This is a genomic window from Micromonospora sp. NPDC049101, assembly GCF_040648675.1.
Classification (GTDB): Bacteria; Actinomycetota; Actinomycetes; order Mycobacteriales; family Micromonosporaceae; genus Micromonospora.
Window position 1 is genome coordinate 241,448 of record NZ_JBEZED010000005.1, and the last position, 17,211, is coordinate 258,658.

Annotated in this window: 9 protein-coding genes and 1 pseudogene; 5 read left to right on the plus strand and 5 right to left on the minus strand. The window is 71.8% G+C overall.

Going from position 1 to position 17,211, the window contains the following annotated elements:
* Window positions 1-32 precede the first annotated feature (32 nt).
* Complete coding sequence (locus AB0B57_RS09015; RefSeq protein WP_357066947.1) at window positions 33-692, minus strand: response regulator transcription factor; 660 nt, start codon at window positions 690-692, stop codon at window positions 33-35.
* Complete coding sequence (locus AB0B57_RS09020) at window positions 680-1,990, minus strand: sensor domain-containing protein (RefSeq protein ID WP_357066949.1); 1,311 nt, start codon at window positions 1,988-1,990, stop codon at window positions 680-682. The genes AB0B57_RS09015 and AB0B57_RS09020 overlap by 13 nt, the downstream gene beginning before the upstream one ends.
* 194 nt (window positions 1,991-2,184) lie before the next feature.
* Between AB0B57_RS09020 and AB0B57_RS09025 the strand changes: the two genes are divergently transcribed.
* The 4 genes from AB0B57_RS09025 to AB0B57_RS09040 all read left to right on the plus strand — a co-directional run bounded on the left by AB0B57_RS09025 (window position 2,185) and on the right by AB0B57_RS09040 (window position 8,356).
* A complete protein-coding gene (locus AB0B57_RS09025; RefSeq protein ID WP_357066951.1) occupies window positions 2,185-4,053 on the plus strand; it encodes a PDR/VanB family oxidoreductase in 1,869 nt (622 codons plus the stop codon).
* Between the two features lie 109 nt (window positions 4,054-4,162).
* On the plus strand, window positions 4,163-5,851 hold the full coding sequence (locus tag AB0B57_RS09030) for a methylmalonyl-CoA mutase family protein (protein WP_357066953.1): 1,689 nt from the start codon (window positions 4,163-4,165) through the stop codon (window positions 5,849-5,851).
* Between the two features lie 150 nt (window positions 5,852-6,001).
* Window positions 6,002-6,928: a tetratricopeptide repeat protein gene (locus AB0B57_RS09035; protein ID WP_357066955.1), complete on the plus strand. Its 927-nt coding sequence runs from the start codon at window positions 6,002-6,004 to the stop codon at window positions 6,926-6,928.
* 66 nt (window positions 6,929-6,994) lie between these two features.
* Entirely contained in the window at window positions 6,995-8,356 is a 1,362-nt protein-coding gene (locus AB0B57_RS09040; protein ID WP_357066957.1) for an arginase family protein, read from the plus strand.
* A 275-nt stretch (window positions 8,357-8,631) separates the two neighbouring features.
* On the opposite strand, the gene AB0B57_RS09045 is transcribed toward AB0B57_RS09040, so the two are convergent.
* Window positions 8,632-10,596, minus strand: coding sequence for a penicillin-binding transpeptidase domain-containing protein (locus AB0B57_RS09045; protein ID WP_357066959.1), 1,965 nt, complete (start codon window positions 10,594-10,596; stop codon window positions 8,632-8,634).
* Window positions 10,597-10,885: 289 nt separating this feature from the next.
* Here AB0B57_RS09045 and AB0B57_RS09050 point away from each other — a divergent pair, with 289 nt between their 5' ends.
* Entirely contained in the window at window positions 10,886-15,967 is a 5,082-nt protein-coding gene (locus AB0B57_RS09050) for an NAD-glutamate dehydrogenase (RefSeq protein WP_357066961.1), read from the plus strand.
* A gap of 72 nt (window positions 15,968-16,039) precedes the next feature.
* On the opposite strand, the gene AB0B57_RS09055 is transcribed toward AB0B57_RS09050, so the two are convergent.
* Both AB0B57_RS09055 and AB0B57_RS09060 read right to left on the minus strand, forming a co-directional pair.
* Window positions 16,040-16,759, minus strand: coding sequence for a class F sortase (locus AB0B57_RS09055; RefSeq protein WP_357066963.1), 720 nt, complete (start codon window positions 16,757-16,759; stop codon window positions 16,040-16,042).
* A 1-nt stretch (window position 16,760) separates the two neighbouring features.
* Window positions 16,761-17,211: pseudogene (locus AB0B57_RS09060) on the minus strand (hypothetical protein); the annotation flags it as partial.

Here is a 17,211-nt window from a genome sequence, read left to right on the forward strand (position 1 = left end):
CGTCGGTGCGGCGGCCGTCGGGGCGGGCGAGGTCACGGCCGCTGTCCGCCGCTGTCGAGAAAGCGCAGCACCGCGATCACGCGCCGGTTGTCGCCGCTCGTCACCGGCAGTTGCAGTTTGCTGAAGATGCTGTTGATGTGCTTCTCGACGGACCGTTCCGTGATCACCAACTCCGCCGCGATGCCGGCGTTCGACCTGCCCTCGGCCATCAGGTGGAGCACCTCCAACTCGCGGGGGGCGAGCCTGCGCAGCGGGGTGTCCCGGCGGGTACGGGAGAGGATCTGGCGGACGACCTCGGGGTCGAAGACGGTGCCGCCGGCACCCACCCGGGTCAGCGCGTCGAGGAACTCGCCGACCTCGCCGACCCGGTCCTTCAGCAGGTAGCCGACTCCGTGCAGGTCGCCGCCGAGCAGGTCGGCGGCGTAGCGCTCCTCGACGTACTGGGAGAGCACCAGCACCGCGGTGTCGGGCTGCTGACGCCGGATGACGAGCGCGGCGCGGAGCCCCTCGTCGGTGTGGGTGGGCGGCATGCGCACGTCGAGGAGGGCGAGGTCGGGGCGGTGCTCGGCAACGGCCCGGAGTAGTTGCTCCGCGTCGGCGACCGCCTCGACGACCTCATGTCCGTTGCTCGTGAGCAGCAGGGTGAGGCCCTGGCGCAGCAGCGCCGCGTCCTCGGCGATCACCACCCGCATGGCAGCTCCATGGTGAGCACCGTCGGCCCGCCGGCTGGGCTGTGTACGGTCAGGTCGCCGTCGATGCCGTGGGCACGCTCGGCGAGCCCGGCCAGCCCCGAACCGCCCGAAATGTCGGCACCGCCGACGCCGTCGTCGGTCACCCGGACCAGCAGCGCGTCACGACGTGCCGCCAGGTGGATCTGAGCCCGAGTGGCCTGGGCGTGCTTGGCCGTGTTGGACAGCGCCTCGGCCACCATGAAGTAGGCGATGGACTCGATGAGTCGCGGCGGCCGACGGTCGAGGCGTACGTCGATCGTGACCGGCACCGGCGACCGGGCGGCCAGGGCGGACAGCGCGGCGTCCAGGCCCCGGTCGGCGAGCACCGGCGGGTGCAGCCCGCGGGTGAGGTCGCGCAGCTCGACGATTGCCTGCTTGGCCTCCTGATGGGCGGTGGCGAGCAGCGGCGCGGCGCGGACCGGGTCGTCGGCGAACTGGTGGCGGACCATGCCGAGGGTCAGCACCAGGTGGATGAGGCGCTGCTGGGCGCCGTCGTGCAGGTCGCGCTCGATGCGCCGGCGTTCGGCCTCGGCGGCCCGGACGACCTCGGCGCGGCGCTGCTCGACCTCCCGCACCCGGGCCCGGAGCTGACGGGTCGACGCCCAGCCGAGCAGGGTCCTCGCGAGCGAGACGTGCACCAGGGCGAGCGCCCGGACCACCGTCGGGGCGGCGATCAGCAGGGCCACCCCGCCGGTGACCAGTAGCGCCGCGGTGACCGGTCGAAGCGGCCCGTGCAGGAGGGCGTGGCCGGTGCTGTCGCGGGGTAGCGGGGTGTCGGCGAACGGCCAGGCCGGCGGATGGGTGGCGGCGATCAGCAGCCAGGCCCCGCCGCCCCAGGCGATCAGGGTCACTAGGGCCGTGCTGAGGGCCAGCGGCAGGCGGAGCAGGTGGTACGCCACGGCCCTCCACAGGGTCGAGTCGAGCACGAGGTGGCCGGCCCGCTGCGCCCAACCGGTCCCGGCGGGTGCGCGCAACGCCATCGGGATCCGTTCGCCGAGCACCAGGTGGCACCACCGCGCTTCGAGGCGGGCACAGCAGCGCAGCGCGGTCCCGTAGCCGAGGAAGGTCGGCACGCCGAGCAGCAGGACGGGCAGGAGTGCCGCGGAGAGCACGAGCCCGATGGCGCTGAGCGCGGTCATCAGCACCGCCCACGGGGTCACCACCAGCAGGTGCAGGGTTCGCCGCCAGGTGTCGGTGGAGACCAGCGCCCTCGCCTCCCGGCCCAGCCGTGATCGCCACGCCGTGGCCTGCTCGATCATCACTCTCCCGGGTCGTTGCTGCTCAGTGGGCCAGCGTATGGCGAGCTGGGCGCTCCGGACAGGAGGGCAACCTGCCAGTGCGCGGGGGTGCTACCACCACCTCGATCTCGCATGGTGGCCCGGCAGTCAGGACAGGCCCTTCTCGACAGGCTTGTTCGGTGCCAACCTGCCCATTCCTCCCGGACGGAGATCACATGAAGCAGTCAGCGACATTCCCGGAGTCGGGGCGGCGGGTTCCCCGTCTGCTCGTCGCGGCATATTCGGGCACCGCCGTGGCAGTGGTGTTGATGCTGCTGAGTCTGGTCGTCGAGTTGCTCGACGGTGCTCCGGCCCACCGGGTCTTCTGGCCGGTGGAGCTGGGCTCGATGCTGTTGTTCCTCGCCACCATGACCCGGCAGGGGAGGCAGTGGGGTCGGGTCACCCTGACCGCGCTCGTCGCGAACACGGTGGTGTTCAGGCTGCCTGGCATGGTCGCCAACCCGGGGGACCGGCAGCCACTGGCCATGGCGTTCGACTGGATGAGCCTGGGCGCTATGGTGGCCGCGGTGGTCCTGATTTTCCTGCCGGCGGCCAACCGGCACCTGCGGGCGACCCGCGAGCAGCAACGGCTCATCTCGCCCCGGGTCCGCAAGGCGCTGCTGGCGACGCACATCGCGAGCGCGGTCGGCTGGTTCGGAGTGATCACCGTGATGGCGACCATGGCCATCGCCGCTGCCGGTGCGCACGACCTCGGCTATCTGCGCTCGGCGTACACCATGATGTTGCTTGTCGACGAGACGTTTCTCGGCCCGGCTCACCAACTCGCCCTGCTGACCGGGGTGGCACTTGCGGCGGGCACGCCGTGGGGGCTCTGGCGGCGTCGGTGGGTCGCGACGAAGCTGGTACTGATGCTGGGGATCATGCTGGTCGGCAGTGCGGTCCTCCAGGACCTGGCGCTGCGCGCGCACGAGCTGGTCGAGGCGGGCCGGCCGGTGGCCGAGATCCGGGCCGAGGCCGGGCTGCCGTTGGCGCTGCTGACGCCGCTGGGTCCGGCGGTCGGACTGGTCGCGACGCTGCTGTCGGTCTACAAACCGGGCGGCCCGACCCGATACGGCCGCCGCCGTGGCGCGCAGCGCCCCCGGCCGGTCCGGAAACCGGCGGGTGTGGTCGCCGTTGTCCGCGACATCCGGTCAGTCGCCCACGACGTGGTCGAGGTGACGCTGGTCGGCGAGCTGGGCCAGGCGCTGCCTGGGTGGGAGCCGGGGGCGCACATCGACCTCAAGCTGCCCTCCGGTGTGGTCCGCCAGTATTCGCTCTGCGGCGATCCGGCGGATCGGAGCAGGTACCGGATCGCGGTACGGCGGGATCCGGCCGGTCGGGGTGGCTCGGCCGAGGCGCACCGGCTCCGACCCGGGCAGCGGGTCGTCGTCGGTGGCCCGCGGAACCACTTTCCCCTGGTGCCGGCGTCGGCGTACCTCTTCGTCGCCGGCGGGATCGGGATCACCCCGATCCTGCCGATGGTACGAAGGGTGCGAGCCGAGGGCCGCCCGTGGCGGCTGCTCTACGTGGGACGCTCGACCGGGCGGATGGCCTTCCGGGACGAGGTGTCCGCGCTCGGCGCCGAGCGGGTGCAGATCGTGGCCACGGACACCGACGGCAGGCCCGACCTGCTCCGACTGCTGGGCGTGGCATCCGCCGACACGGCCGTCTACTGCTGCGGTCCGGCCGAGCTGACCGCCGCGGTCGAGCGGCTCACCCCGCCCGCTCGGCGGCACGTCGAACGGTTCACCGCCACGTCTCGTGCCGACGCCGACAACCAGCCCTTCGAAGCCGAGCTGGCCCGCACCGGGCAGCTGCTCCAGGTGCCGGCGAGCCGCAGCCTGCTCGACCTGATCCGCGAGGTCGTACCCGAGGTTCCCGCCTCGTGCGAGAACGGGCTGTGCGGCAGTTGCGGTGTCGTCGTCGTCGACGGGCAGCCCGAGCACCGCGACGACATCCCGGCGGCGCGGCGCAGGGACGGCCGGGACGTCGTCTACCCGTGTGTCTCCCGGTCGCGCACCCCGCGGCTGGTGCTGGACCTCTGACGCCATCCGCCAGCTCACGTTACCGGCCGGTACGACGGGACTTAGCGATCGTTCAGGTGAGGGTCCTACACTCGACGTGCAGTCGAGGACCCGAGGAGGAGCCCTGCTCATGGACGCCGACGAGATCGACGCCGGACGGGCGCGCTGGCAGGCCCGGTACGACGCCGCGCGCAAGCGCGACGCGGACTTCACCACGCTCTCCGGGATGCCGGTGGAGCCGGTCTACGGGCCGCCCGAGGGCAGCGCGTATCCGGGCTTCGAGCGGATCGGCTGGCCGGGCGAGTACCCGTACACCCGGGGTTTGTATCCGACCGGATACCGGGGGCGGACCTGGACGATCCGGCAGTTCGCCGGCTTCGGTAACGCCCAGCAGACCAACGAGCGTTACAAGATGATCCTCGGCGCCGGCGGTGGCGGCCTCTCGGTCGCGTTCGACATGCCGACGCTGATGGGCCGCGACTCCGACGACCCGCAGGCGCTCGGCGAGGTCGGCCACTGTGGCGTCGCCATCGACACCGCCACCGACATGCAGGCGCTCTTCGACGGCATCGACCTGGCCGACGTCACCACCTCGATGACCATCTCCGGCCCGGCCGTGCCGGTGTTCTGCATGTACCTCGTCGCCGCCGAACGGCAGGGCGCCGACCTGTCCAAGCTGGACGGCACGCTGCAGACCGACATCTTCAAGGAGTACATCGCGCAGAAGGAGTGGCTCTTCGACCCGGAGCCGCACCTGCGCCTGATCGGCGACCTGATGGAATACTGCGCGGCCGAGATCCCGCGTTACAAGCCGCTGTCGGTCTCCGGCTACCACATCCGCGAGGCCGGCTCGACCGCCGCGCAGGAGTTGGCGTACACCCTGGCCGACGGCTTCGGGTACGTGGAGCTGGGCCTCTCGCGCGGGCTGGACGTGAACGTCTTCGCGCCGGGGCTGAGCTTCTTCTTCGACTCGCACCTGGACTTCTTCGAGGAGATCGCCAAGTTCCGCGCCGCCCGCCGGATCTGGGCCCGCTGGCTGCGCGACGTCTACGGCGCCACCAGCGAGAAAGCCCTCTGGCTGCGGTTCCACACGCAGACCGCCGGGGTGTCGCTGACCGCGCAGCAGCCGGTCAACAACGTGGTACGCACCGCCGTCGAGGCTCTCGCCGCGGTGCTCGGCGGCACGAACTCGCTGCACACCAACGCACTGGACGAGACCCTGGCACTGCCCACCGACGAGTCCGCCGAGATCGCCCTGCGTACGCAGCAGGTGCTGATGGAGGAGACCGGCGTGGTCAACGTGGCCGACCCGCTCGGCGGCTCCTGGTACGTCGAGGCGCTGACCGACAAGATCGAGGCCGAGGCGGAGGAGATCTTCGCCCGGATCCGGCAGCTCGGTGGGGACGGGCCACACCAGATCGGCCCGATGACCTCAGGCATCCTGCGCGGCATCGAGGACGGCTGGTTCACCGGGCACATCGCCGAGTCGGCCTTCGTCTACCAGCAGGCCCTGGAGAAGGGCGACAAGAAGATCGTCGGGGTCAACTGCCACACCGGTACGGTCGCCAAGGAACTGGAGATCCTGCGCATCTCGCACGAGGTGGAGCTGGAGCAGCGCCGGGTGCTCGCCGAGCGCAAGGGCGCGAGGGACGAGTCGGCGGTCCGCGCGGCGGTGGCCCGGATGGTCGACGCCAGCCGCACCGACGAGAACATGATCCCCGCGATGCTCGACGCCGTCCGCGCCGAGGCGACTCTCGGCGAGATCTGCGACGCCCTACGCGCCGAGTGGGGCACCCACCGCGAACCCGCCCGCTTCTGACCCCCCACCCCCGCCCCCACGGCTCCCGCGAGGGTGGGCGTGGGGTGCGGGGCGGGGGTGCGGGCGGGGTGGTCGGGGCAGGGTGAGAGTTGCAACGTCGGGGTTGTGGGTGACCTGAGATCGGGGGCTCACGTGCGAGACTAGGTAACCATGAGCGACCCACGGATCACCTCGTCGATCTTCACCCGCGGCGCGGTCGACCTCAGCACGCTGCGTGGCCCCGCACCAGCAAGTACGCGCCCCGGCACGCCCCCACAGGGCGGCCCGTCCAACGGCACCCCCGGCGCGCCCGCCGCCGCCGGCGGTAGCACCGCCATCGTCGACGTCACCGAGGCGACAATCCAGTCCGAGGTGCTCGAACGGTCGATGGCCGTGCCCGTCGTCGTGTTCTTCGGCGCGGCCGGCTTCCCGGAGAGCGACGAGTTCGCCCCGGTCCTGGAGCAACTCAACGCCGAGGGCGGCGGCACCTGGGTGCTGGCACGGGTCGACGTGCAGGAAAACCCGCGCATCGCCCAGATGTTCCGGGTCCAGGGCATCCCCATGGTCTACGCGGTCGTCGGCGGCCAGCCAGTCGACGCCTTCTCCGGGGTGGTGCCCGAGGCGCAACTGCGGCAGTGGATCCAGGCCGTGCTCAAGGCCGGCGGCGTGACCGTGGCCGAGCCGGAGGACCCCCGCCTCGACGAGGCGGACGACGCCCTGATGAGCGGCGATCTGGACGCCGCCGAGCAGGCGTACCGGAAGATTCTGGCCGACGCCCCGGCGGACGCCGCGGCCACGGCGGGGCTGGCCCAGGTCGGCGTGGCCCGCCGGGTCGCCGGCGCGGACCCGGCCGCCGCGCTGGCCGCCGCCGAGAACGCCCCCGACGACGTGGCCGCCCAACTGCTGGCCGCCGACATCGAGGTGCTCAGCGGCCTGGCCGAGCAGGCGTACGCCCGGCTCGTCGGTCTGGTCCGGCGCACCGCCGGTGAGGACCGGGAGACCGCCCGCCAGCACCTGGTCTCGCTGTTCTCCATCGCCGGCCCGGACGATCCGGCCGTCGCCTCGGCACGCCGGGCACTGGCCAGCGCCCTGTTCTGAGTTCGTAGTACGCCAGCGCGGGCCGGCGTTCCGGCCGGCCCGCCCGACCAACGAGGACGGGAGCTCATGATGCGCCGGATCGCCGTCCTCGACGCGCCGACAAATCTCGGTCTGCGGCCACCGACGACCACGTCGGTCCCCGGTTGCGCCAAGGCGCCCGGCGCACTGCGCGACCACGAACTGCTGGCCCGGCTACGCGCCCGCGACGCCGGCTGCGTCACCCCGGCCCGGTACGACCCGGGCGACTGGCGCCCCGGCGACGGGGTGTGCCACGCCCGGGAGATCGCCGACTACTCGCTGGCCCTCGCCGAACGGATCGGCTCGATCATCGACCGGGGCGAGTTCCCGGTGGTGCTGGGCGGCGACTGCTCGGTGCTGCTGGGATCGGCGCTGGCCATGCACCGCCTCGGCGAGGCCGTCGGCGGGCGGATCGGGCTGGTCTTCGTCGACGGGCACTCCGACTTCCGGCACCCCGGCAACGCCTCGTACGTGGGCGCGGCCGCCGGGGAGGATCTCGCCCTCGTCACCGGCCGGGGGCAGGCCGACCTGGCCGCGATCGAGGGGCGACGGCCCTACTTCCGCGACATCGACGTGGTGGTGCTCGGCATCCGCGCCCAGGACGAGTACCGGCTCGACCTCCAGGCCGCCGGGATCACCACCCGGCCGGTGCCGGCCCTGCGCGCCGAGGGCGCCGCCCGGACGGCCCAGTGGGCGCACGAGCAACTCGCCGACTGCGCGGGCTACTGGGTGCACATCGACGTGGACGTGCTCGACCCCGCGGTGATGCCCGCCGTGGACGCCCCCGACCCGGGTGGGATCGCCTTCGCCGAGTTGGAGATCCTGCTCGCCGGGCTTGTCGACACCCCGCACTGCCTCGGGGTGGAGTTGACAGTCTTCGACCCCGACTACGACCCCGACGGCTCGTACGCGGCCGAGATCGTCAACACCGTGGTCGCCGGCCTGGCCCCGGTCACCGCCCCGGAGGCGGTGCCACCCCGGCTGCTGTCGTCCCGGCCGACCCCCGGCCCGCGGCGGGGTAACGGCCGCTCCCCGGCCCCCGCCGAGCGGGTTGGTGGGCTGGACCGTGCCGAGCGGGTCGGTGGGGTCGCTGGCGTGATCGGCGTGGCGGCGTCCCTCGCCGATGCCCCCTCGTGGGAGTCGGCCGTCGATGCCACGCCGCTCACGGAAGCCGAGTCCTCCGACGCGGGAGCCGCCGCCGTCGACCCGGCCGGCATCGACCATTCCGACGGTCCGGTGGCTGCTTCCGGCCGATTCGGCGGTGACTCTGCCGAGGGCGCGGCCCATATTCCGGCTGCGGCCGAGCGGGAGCCGGTCGGCCCACCCGCCTCGGCCGGCCCAGGTCTGCTCCGCCGACCCGTCCCGCCGGTAGAAAACACCCCGGACCACCACAAAGCCGACACTGCCTGACCCGAATGCCGCCCCGCCGGGCCAAGATCGACTCGGGTTTCATGATGTGGCGGGCTCCGGGTGACTCGGATACCGCGGCTTCAGCAATACCGAGTGGATCAACGCCTGCGCGGTGCGCGGCGTCGCCGCGTGGGCCGTGCGCGGGGTCGCCGCCGGCCGTGCGCGGCGGTGCCGCCCTGGGCCGTGCGCGGCGGTGCCGCCCTGGGCCGTGCGCGCGGTGGTGCCGCGTGGGCGGGGCGCGGGTCGGGGGTGGGCGCGCCGGTGCGGCGTTGGTGTCAGGACCTGGGGAGGGCGCGGAGGAAGCGCTCGGCGATCGGGACGGCGGACGCCGTGCTGGCGCCGCCCTTCTCCACGAAGACGGCGAACGCCACGTCGCCCCGCCAGCCAACGAACCAGGCGTGGGTGTGTGCCGGGTTGTCGTCGTATTCGGCGGTGCCGGTCTTGCCGTAGACCTCGCCTGGCACGTCCTTCAGCGCGCTCGCGGTGCCGGTGGTGACCACCTCGCGCATCATCGCGCGCAGCGCGGCGACCGATTCGGGCTTGAGTTGTTCGCCCGGCGGGGCCGGCTTGGCCGGCGCCGGGTCGATCAGCAGTTTCGGCTGCTCGAAGCGGCCTCGGGCGACCGCCGCGGTGGCACCGGCCATGGCCAGCGGGCTGACCAGCGTGGTGCCCTGCCCGAACGATGCCGCGGCCTGCTCGGCGGGACTGCCGCCGGTGGACACCTTGCCGGTAAAGGCGTCGGTGCCGACGTCCCATTGACCTTCCAGGCCCACCGAGCGGCCGGCGGCGGCCAGCCCGTCGCCGCCGAGCTTCGGTGCCAGCGAGGCGAACGCGGTGTTGCAGGACTTGGCGAAGTCGGTGCGGAACGGCACGGAGCCGAGCTCGAAGTTGTCGGAGTTCTTGAAGGACCGACCGTCCACGGTGAAGGTCTTCGGGCAGGCCACCGGCCCGTCCAGGGTGACCGCGCCCCGGTCCAGCAGGCCCAGCGTACTGACCATCTTGAACGTGGAGCCGGGCGGCACCTGAGCGTCGAAGGCCAGATTCTCCCCGGCCGGACCGGGGCCGTTCGCGGCGGCGAGCACCGCACCGTCGCTGATCCGGAGCGCCACCAGCGCGGATCGCAGTGGCTCGGCGCGCAGTGCCCCGTCGGCGGCGTTCTGGACGGCGACGTCCAGCGTGGTCTTGAGCGCCTGACCGGGCTGCGGCTCACGGCGGAACAACTCGGTGCCGGTGGGTTCGAGTTTGCCGCCCTCGGTGGGACGCTCGACCACCACGGTCAGCCCGGGGCCGCCGCGCAGCCGCTCGTCGTAACGGCCCTGCAACCCGCCGTGCCCGACCAGGTCGCCGACGACGTACCGGTCGGGGTGTGCGGCGAGGTCGTCGGCCTGCGCCGGGTCGACCGTGCCGAGCAGCGCACGGGCGAATTCCCGGGTCGGTGCCAGGTCGACCTTGTCGGAGGTGAACTTGGTGCCGGGCAGGTCGTAGATCCGGGTCTTGATCTGGCGGTACGCCTCCTCGCGAAGCGACACCACCTCGACGAACGCTCCCGGCTCGGCCTTCGCGACGCGCTCGGGCAGGTCGGCCAGGTCGACAGCGGGGACCAGTGCCGGGCGGATCGCCTTGAACGCCGCGTCGAGATCCTTCACGAGCTTCTTGATGTCGGTCACCCCGTCGGGCTGCACCCCGACCCGCACCACCGGGCGGGGAGCCACGATCGGTTGCCCGGCGGCGTCCAGCACCCCGGCACGGGCGCTGGCGTCGCGGCGCAACGCCAGCCGGTCACCCTTGCTGAGCTGCTCCTGCACCACCTTCGGCTCCCAGATCACCTGCCACTGGTCGTCGTCGCCCTGAGCGAGACGCACCTCCCGGTCGTACGTCCACCGGGTCTGGCCGGGGAGGTTCCACTCCACCTGCACGGTTGTGGTGGCGATGTCCGCCGTGACCTTCGGCTCGCCGCGTCGCGTCAGCGTGGGCGGGGTGGCCGCCAGCTCACCGGAGAGTTCCTTGATCTCGCGACTCACCTCAGCCGAGGGCAGTTTGCCGCCGGTCGGGTCGATCAGGCCGACCGCCTGAAGATCGCCGCTGCGCCAGCCGGAGAGGAAGGCGTCCACGGTGCGCTCCGGCCCGTCGTCACCCGAGCAGCCAGCCAGAACGCCGGCCGCGAGCAGCGCCGCGGTGAGGCCGGCGAGCGCGCGGCGGGCGGGGTTCGGCCGGTGGGGCCGAGGGTACGACGAGGGCATGAAGCTGGTCCTTCCGATCTCGGAGCGCCTTCGCACGGTAGTACGCCGAGGGCGTCCCCAACGTCCCCCACGACGGTGGGCGCGCTCAAAGACGGGCCGAGCCAGTGTGATGAACATCGCGTGGCGGGGTATCCCGCAGCCGGCCAACCTCGGACCCGCAACGGGTGAAAGGACAAAGTCCCGATCCGGACGTCTGGCCAATGGTCCGCCGACGAAGGCGCACAACGGCAGGGCCTAGGCTGAGCGGCAGAGTGACCCACAACGCGGTGGGTCGAGGGGAGTGGCACCGATGGACCGGCGTCCGGCGATCAAACCGGAACCCGACCTCCGGCAGGATGACTCCGGCCGGGACGACGACAGCTTCGATTCGGCGACCGACGGGGACGGCTACGGCCGGCTCGACACGGGAGTCACCGGGCTGACCGGGTCGAGCATCGACACCATCTACGATCTGGGCCTGCCCACCGAGGCGTTGGCCGACGACGTGGAGGACGCCGAGCTCGACGAACCCGTTCCCAACGCGGAGCGCCTGGTGGCCCAGGCTGTCGCGCTCGCCGGGGACGACCACGACGCGGCGACACTTGTCGGCCGTTTCTGGCGGTTCGCACCGGACGAGGAGCTGGTCGGCTTCACGGCGGAAGAGATGCTCGACGCGGCCCGGGCACACCGGGACCTCGCCCAACAGCGGGTGCCGGGCGAGTTGAAGCTGCGGATCCACGAACCGCACGCCGACCAGCACCACACGGTCGTCGAGATCGTCACCGACGACATGCCGTTCCTGGTGGACTCGGTGACCGCGCTGCTCAACTCGTACCACCTGGACGTGCACCTGCTGGTGCACCCGCTGGTGGTGGTCCGGCGTGAGCCGTTGGGCCGCCTCACCGAGGTCTCCGCGGACGTGGAGCCGGACGACGCGATCTCCGGCGACATCATCGAGAGCTGGATGCGGATCGAGATCGACCCGGTCCGGGACGCGGCCGAGCGGGACCGGCTGCGCCGCGAGTTGCAGCGGGTGCTCACCGACGTGCGGGAGGCGGTGGAAGACTGGCCGAAGATGCGTCAGCGTTCCCTCGCGCTCGCCGACGAGTTGGCCTCCGCGCGTACCTCCGACAACCGCCCGCCGGTGCCGGAGAAGGACATCACCGACTCGGTGGAGTTGCTGCGGTGGCTCGCCCACGACCACTTCACCTTCCTCGGCTACCGCGAGTACCGGCTGGTGGACGCCCCGGGCGGTGACGCGGCGGACCCGGTCGACGGCAAGGCCCTCGAAGCGGTGCTCGGCACCGGCCTGGGCATCCTGCGCTCCGACGCGCCCGAGGCCCGACCGCTGGCGTCGATGACGCCCGAGGCGCACGAGAAGGTGCTGGAGAAGCGCCTGCTCATCATCACCAAGGCCAACTCGCGGGCCACCGTGCACCGCTCGGCGTACCTGGACTACATCGGCTTCAAGATCTTCAACGAGGCCGGCGAGGTGATCGGCGAGCGGCGCTTCCTCGGCCTGTTCTCCACCGCCGCGTACCGGACCAGCGTCCGCGAGCTGCCGGTGGTGCGCCGCAAGGTGGCCGAGGTGCTGGACCGCTCCGGTCTGAGCCGGCGCAGCCACTCCGGCAAGGATCTGATCCAGATCCTGGAGACCTACCCGCGTGACGAGCTGTTCCAGATCAAGACCGACGACCTCTACCACGCGGTGATCGGCGTGCTGCGGATGGCCGGTCGCCGGCAGCTGCGGGTCTTCCTGCGCCGGGACGCGTACGGGCGGTTCATCTCCTGCCTGATCTACCTCCCCCGGGACCGGTTCACCACCCAGAACCGCCTCCGGATGCAGGACATCCTGCTGCGTGAGCTCAACGGTGTCGGGGTGGACTACACCACCCGCGTCACCGAGTCGATGCTGGCCCGGGTGCACTTCATCGTGCGTACCGACCCGACCCGGCCGCCCGGCGACATCGACGCCGACCTGTTGGCCGAGGAGTTGGCCGACGCGACCCGGCTCTGGGACGACGACTACCGGCTGGTGTTGGAACGCAAGCTCGGCGACGAGCAGGCCAAACACCTGTTCACCAGGTACGCCGACGCGTTCCCGGAGGGCTACAAGGACGGGCACACGCCGTACGAGGCGATGAAGGACCTGGCGAAGCTGGAGCTGCTGGAGGAGCCCGGCCAGCTGGAGATGCACCTGTTCCGCAAGCAGCTCGCACCCCGCCCCGGCACCCGGGTGCCCGGTGCGGACCTGGCCGAGGCCATGGACGTCCGGTTCAAGGTCTACCGGTACGGCGAACCGATGATGCTCTCCGCCGTGCTGCCGGTGCTGCACTCCCTCGGTGTGCGGGTGGTCGACGAGCACCCGTACGAGGTGGACCGGATCGACGGGCGGGTCTACCTGTACGACTTCGGCCTCATGCTGCCCGAGGGGCACCACGAGCTGGCCGAGGTGCGCCCGCACGTGGAGAACGCCTTCGCGGCGGCCTGGCGTGGCGAGGCCGAGGTGGACCGGTTCAACGAGCTGGTGCTGCGCGGCGGGCTGACCTGGCGGCAGGTGGTGGTGCTGCGGGCGTACGCGAAGTATCTGCGGCAGGCCGGCACGGTCTTCTCGCAGGACTACATGGAGCAGACCTTCATTGCGTACCCGAAGCTCGCGAGCCTGCTGGTGGAGCTGTTCGAGACCCGGTTCGCGCCGGGCGAGCTGAGCGCCGAGCAGCGGCAGCAGCGCAGCGGTGAGCTGGTGGAGACGATCCGGGGTGCGCTGGACGACGTGGCCAGCCTGGACCAGGACCGGATCCTGCGGTCGTACCTGACGTTGATCGAGGCGACCCTGCGGACCAGCTTCTACCAGAAGCGCGCCGACGGGCGGCCGAAGGCGTACGTGGCGTTCAAGCTCGACCCGCAGGCCATTCCGGACCTGCCCGCGCCGCGCCCGAAGTTCGAGATCTTCGTCTACTCGCCCCGGTTCGAGGGCGTACACCTGCGGTTCGGGCCGGTGGCCCGGGGCGGGCTGCGCTGGTCGGACCGTCGGGAGGACTTCCGGACCGAGGTGCTGGGTCTGGTCAAGGCGCAGATGGTGAAGAACACCGTGATCGTGCCGGTGGGCGCCAAGGGCGGCTTCGTGCTGAAGCAGAAGCCGGGTGACCGGGACGAGGCGGTGGCCTGCTACCAGGAGTTCGTCGGCGCGATGCTGGACGTCACCGACAACATCGTCAGCGGGCAGATCGTGCCGCCCGAGGACGTGGTCCGGCACGACGGCGACGACCCGTACCTGGTGGTGGCGGCGGACAAGGGCACCGCCACGTTCTCCGACATCGCCAACGAGATCTCCACGGCGCACAACTTCTGGCTGGGCGACGCGTTCGCCTCCGGCGGTTCCGCCGGCTACGACCACAAGAAGATGGGCATCACCGCCCGGGGCGCCTGGGAGTCGGTCAAGCGCCACTTCCGGGAGTTGGGCCTGGACACCCAGACCCAGGACTTCACGGTGGTCGGCGTCGGTGACATGTCCGGCGACGTGTTCGGTAACGGGATGCTGCTGTCCGAGCACATCCGCCTGGTGGCCGCCTTCGACCACCGGCACATCTTCCTCGACCCGGAGCCGGACGCGGCCACCTCGTACGCGGAGCGGCGGCGGCTGTTCGACCTGCCCCGGTCCTCGTGGGAGGACTACAACCCGGAGCTGATCTCGGCCGGCGGCGGCATCTTCCCGCGTACCGCGAAGTCCATCCCGATCACGCCGCAGGTCCGGGCGGCGATCGGCCTGGACGGCGACGTCACGCACCTGTCACCGCAGGAGCTGATGAAGGCGATCGTCACCGCTCCGGTGGACCTGTTCTGGAACGGCGGCATCGGCACCTACGTCAAGGCGTCCACCCAGACCAACGCCGAGGTGGGCGACAAGTCCAACGACGCGATCCGGGTGGACGGGCGCAACCTGCGGTGCCGGGTCGCGGGCGAGGGCGGCAACCTGGGCTGGACCCAGCTCGGCCGGATCGAGTACGCGTTGACCGGCGGCCGGATCTTCTCCGACTTCATCGACAACGCGGCCGGGGTGGACACCTCCGACCACGAGGTGAACATCAAGATCCTGCTGAACACGGCGGTGGCCGACGGGGAGTTGACCACGGCCGAGCGGGACGAGCTGCTGGCCGGGATGACCGACGAGGTCGCGGAGCTGGTGCTGCGGGACAACTACGACCAGGCTCGGGCGATCAACAACGCCCAGGCCCAGGCTGCCTCGCTGCTCCCGGTGCACCGTCGGATGATCAACGAGCTGGAGCGGTCCGGCGCGTTGGACCGGGCACTGGAGGCGCTGCCGCCGGACGAGGAGCTGGCGGTCCGCAGCGAGTCCGGGCTGACCGCGCCGGAGTTCGCGGTGCTGCTCGCGTACGTGAAGATCGTCCTGGAACGGGAGATCCTCACCGAGGGGTTGGCGGACGAGGAGTGGACGACCGAGGTTCTGGTCAACTACTTCCCGACGCCGATGCGCGAGCGGTTCGCCGACCGGATGGGCCGACACCGCCTGCGCCGCGACATCGTCACCACCGTGTTGGTCAACGAGGCGATCAACCGGGGTGGCATCTCGTTCATCTTCCGGGTGGTCGAGGAGACCGCGGCCAGCGCCGCGGACGTGATCCGGGCGTACGTGGTGGTCAGCGAGGTCTTCGGGCTGCGTGAGCTGTGGGACGCGGTCGAGGCGCTGGACAACAAGGTCGCGCCCGAGTTGCAGACGAGCGTCTACCTGGACACCCGCCGGTTGCTCGACCGGGCGGTGCGGTGGCTGGTGTCCAACCGGCGCTCGCCGATCGACGTGCCGGCGGAGATCGCCCGGCTGCGCGACGGCGTCACCCGGCTGTTGCCGGGGCTGGAGGAGCTGTTCTACGGCAACGAGCGGCAGGGCATCGCCGCCCACATGGACGCGATGACCGATCGTGGGCTGCCCCGCGAGCTGGCGGAGCGGGCGACCCGGCTGATGTACAGCTTCGGCCTGATGGACGTGGTGGAGACCGCGAACGCCAGCGGGCGGGACGTCAGCGAGGTGGCCTCGGTCTACTTCGTGCTGTCCGACCTGTTCCGGGTGGACTCGCTACTGTCGAAGATCTCCCTGCTGCCCCGGGAGGACCGCTGGCAGACGTTGGCCCGGATGGCGCTGCGCTACGACCTGTACGCCGCGCTGGCCGCGCTCACCGCGGAGGTGTTCGGCTCCACCCCGGAGGACCTGCCGCCGCACGAGCGGGTGCAGCAGTGGGAGCAGTCGAACGCCACCTCGATCCACCGCGCCCGGCGGGCGATGGGGGAGTTCGACGAGTCGCGGGCGGACCTCGCCGCCCTGTCGGTGCTGCTGCGCCAGATCCGCACCCTGGTGCGGACCTCCGCAGCCGCCTGAGTCAGGTACGCCGGACGCGGTCCGGCCGGTCGGGGTGACCCGACCGGCCGGACCGCTGTCGTTCGCCGCGGGTCACCCCGCCAGGGTGGCGAACACGACGATGTTGTCCGGGTAGCTCTTGGCGGCCTGGTCGAACTGACCACCGCAGGTGACCACCCGCAGGCCGGGCCGGTCAGCGGGCCCGTACACCAACTCGGTGGGGAAGGCCGTCTTCGGGTACGACGCCACCGAGTCGACCCGGAACGTGGCCGGCCGGCCGTCCGCCCGCCGCACCGTCATGGTGTCGCCGGGAACGAGAGCGCCGAGGTCGAAGAAGACCGCCGGGCCGAGCTTCGCCGAGTCCACGTGCCCCACGATGACCGCGTTACCGGTCTCGCCGGGGCTCGCGCCCGGCTCGTACCAGCCGGCCTGGTCGGCCTGCTCCAACGGGGGGACCTGGACGGTGCCGTCCGGGTTGGTGCCGAGCGACATGATCGTCGCCTGGACGCCGATCCGGGGGATCTCGATGCTGGTCGGCACGGAACGCGCCAGCCCGGCCGGCACGTCCCCTCGGCCGGCCGGCTGTCCGTCGGCTGGCTGTCCGTCCGCCGGTGGGATGGCGGTGGCGGTGCCGGCCGGCCCGCTCACCGTGGGACCGGCCTGGGCCAGCGGCTGCGGCGGCCGGGCCGGGGTCGTGGTCTTCAGGGCGGCACCGATCATGCCGGCGCCGATCATGGCCATGGTGACGACGACGGCCGCGCCGGCGGCACGCCACGGTCTCCCGTGACGGCCGCCGGCCCGTGTCGTCGTCACGTCAGACGAGCGAACCATCGGTCCGCCGGCGACGCATCAGCACGATCCCGCCCAGCGCGGCAGCGCCGAGCAGGCCCGCCCCGCCGGTGGCCAGGCCACGGTCGGTACCGGTGCTGGCGCCACCGTCACCACCGTCGACACCGCCGTGCGGCAGCACGACGAGCTCGCCCTCGCCGCACGAGCCCTTGAGCTCGTAGCGACCCGGCTTGGCGTCCTTGTCGATCTTGGCCTCGCCGTAGTAGACGAACTCCCGCTCCTTCTCCCAGCTGTCCTCGTCCGAGCCGCGCTCGTCCTTGTCCTTGGACTCCCAGCTCTTGTTGGAGCCGTGCTCGTCGCGGCCTTCGTCGGAGCCGTACTCGTCCTTGTCCTTGGACTCCCAGCTCTTGTTGGAGCCGTGCTCGTCGCGGCCTTCGTCGGAGCCGTACTCGTCCTTGTCCTTGGACTCCCAGCAC

What these genes read in the sequence shown, in the direction of transcription:
- AB0B57_RS09025 (WP_357066951.1), top strand. Translation starts at nt 2,185, where the DNA reads ATGAAGCAGTCAGCGACATTCCCGGAGTCGGGGCGGCGGGTTCCCCGT.
- AB0B57_RS09035 (WP_357066955.1), top strand. Translation starts at nt 6,002, where the DNA reads ATGAGCGACCCACGGATCACCTCGTCGATCTTCACCCGCGGCGCGGTC.
- AB0B57_RS09045 (WP_357066959.1), bottom strand. Translation starts at nt 10,596, where the DNA reads ATGCCCTCGTCGTACCCTCGGCCCCACCGGCCGAACCCCGCCCGCCGC.
- AB0B57_RS09050 (WP_357066961.1), top strand. Translation starts at nt 10,886, where the DNA reads ATGGACCGGCGTCCGGCGATCAAACCGGAACCCGACCTCCGGCAGGAT.
- AB0B57_RS09030 (WP_357066953.1), top strand. Translation starts at nt 4,163, where the DNA reads ATGGACGCCGACGAGATCGACGCCGGACGGGCGCGCTGGCAGGCCCGG.
- AB0B57_RS09015 (WP_357066947.1), bottom strand. Translation starts at nt 692, where the DNA reads ATGCGGGTGGTGATCGCCGAGGACGCGGCGCTGCTGCGCCAGGGCCTC.
- AB0B57_RS09020 (WP_357066949.1), bottom strand. Translation starts at nt 1,990, where the DNA reads ATGATCGAGCAGGCCACGGCGTGGCGATCACGGCTGGGCCGGGAGGCG.
- AB0B57_RS09040 (WP_357066957.1), top strand. Translation starts at nt 6,995, where the DNA reads ATGATGCGCCGGATCGCCGTCCTCGACGCGCCGACAAATCTCGGTCTG.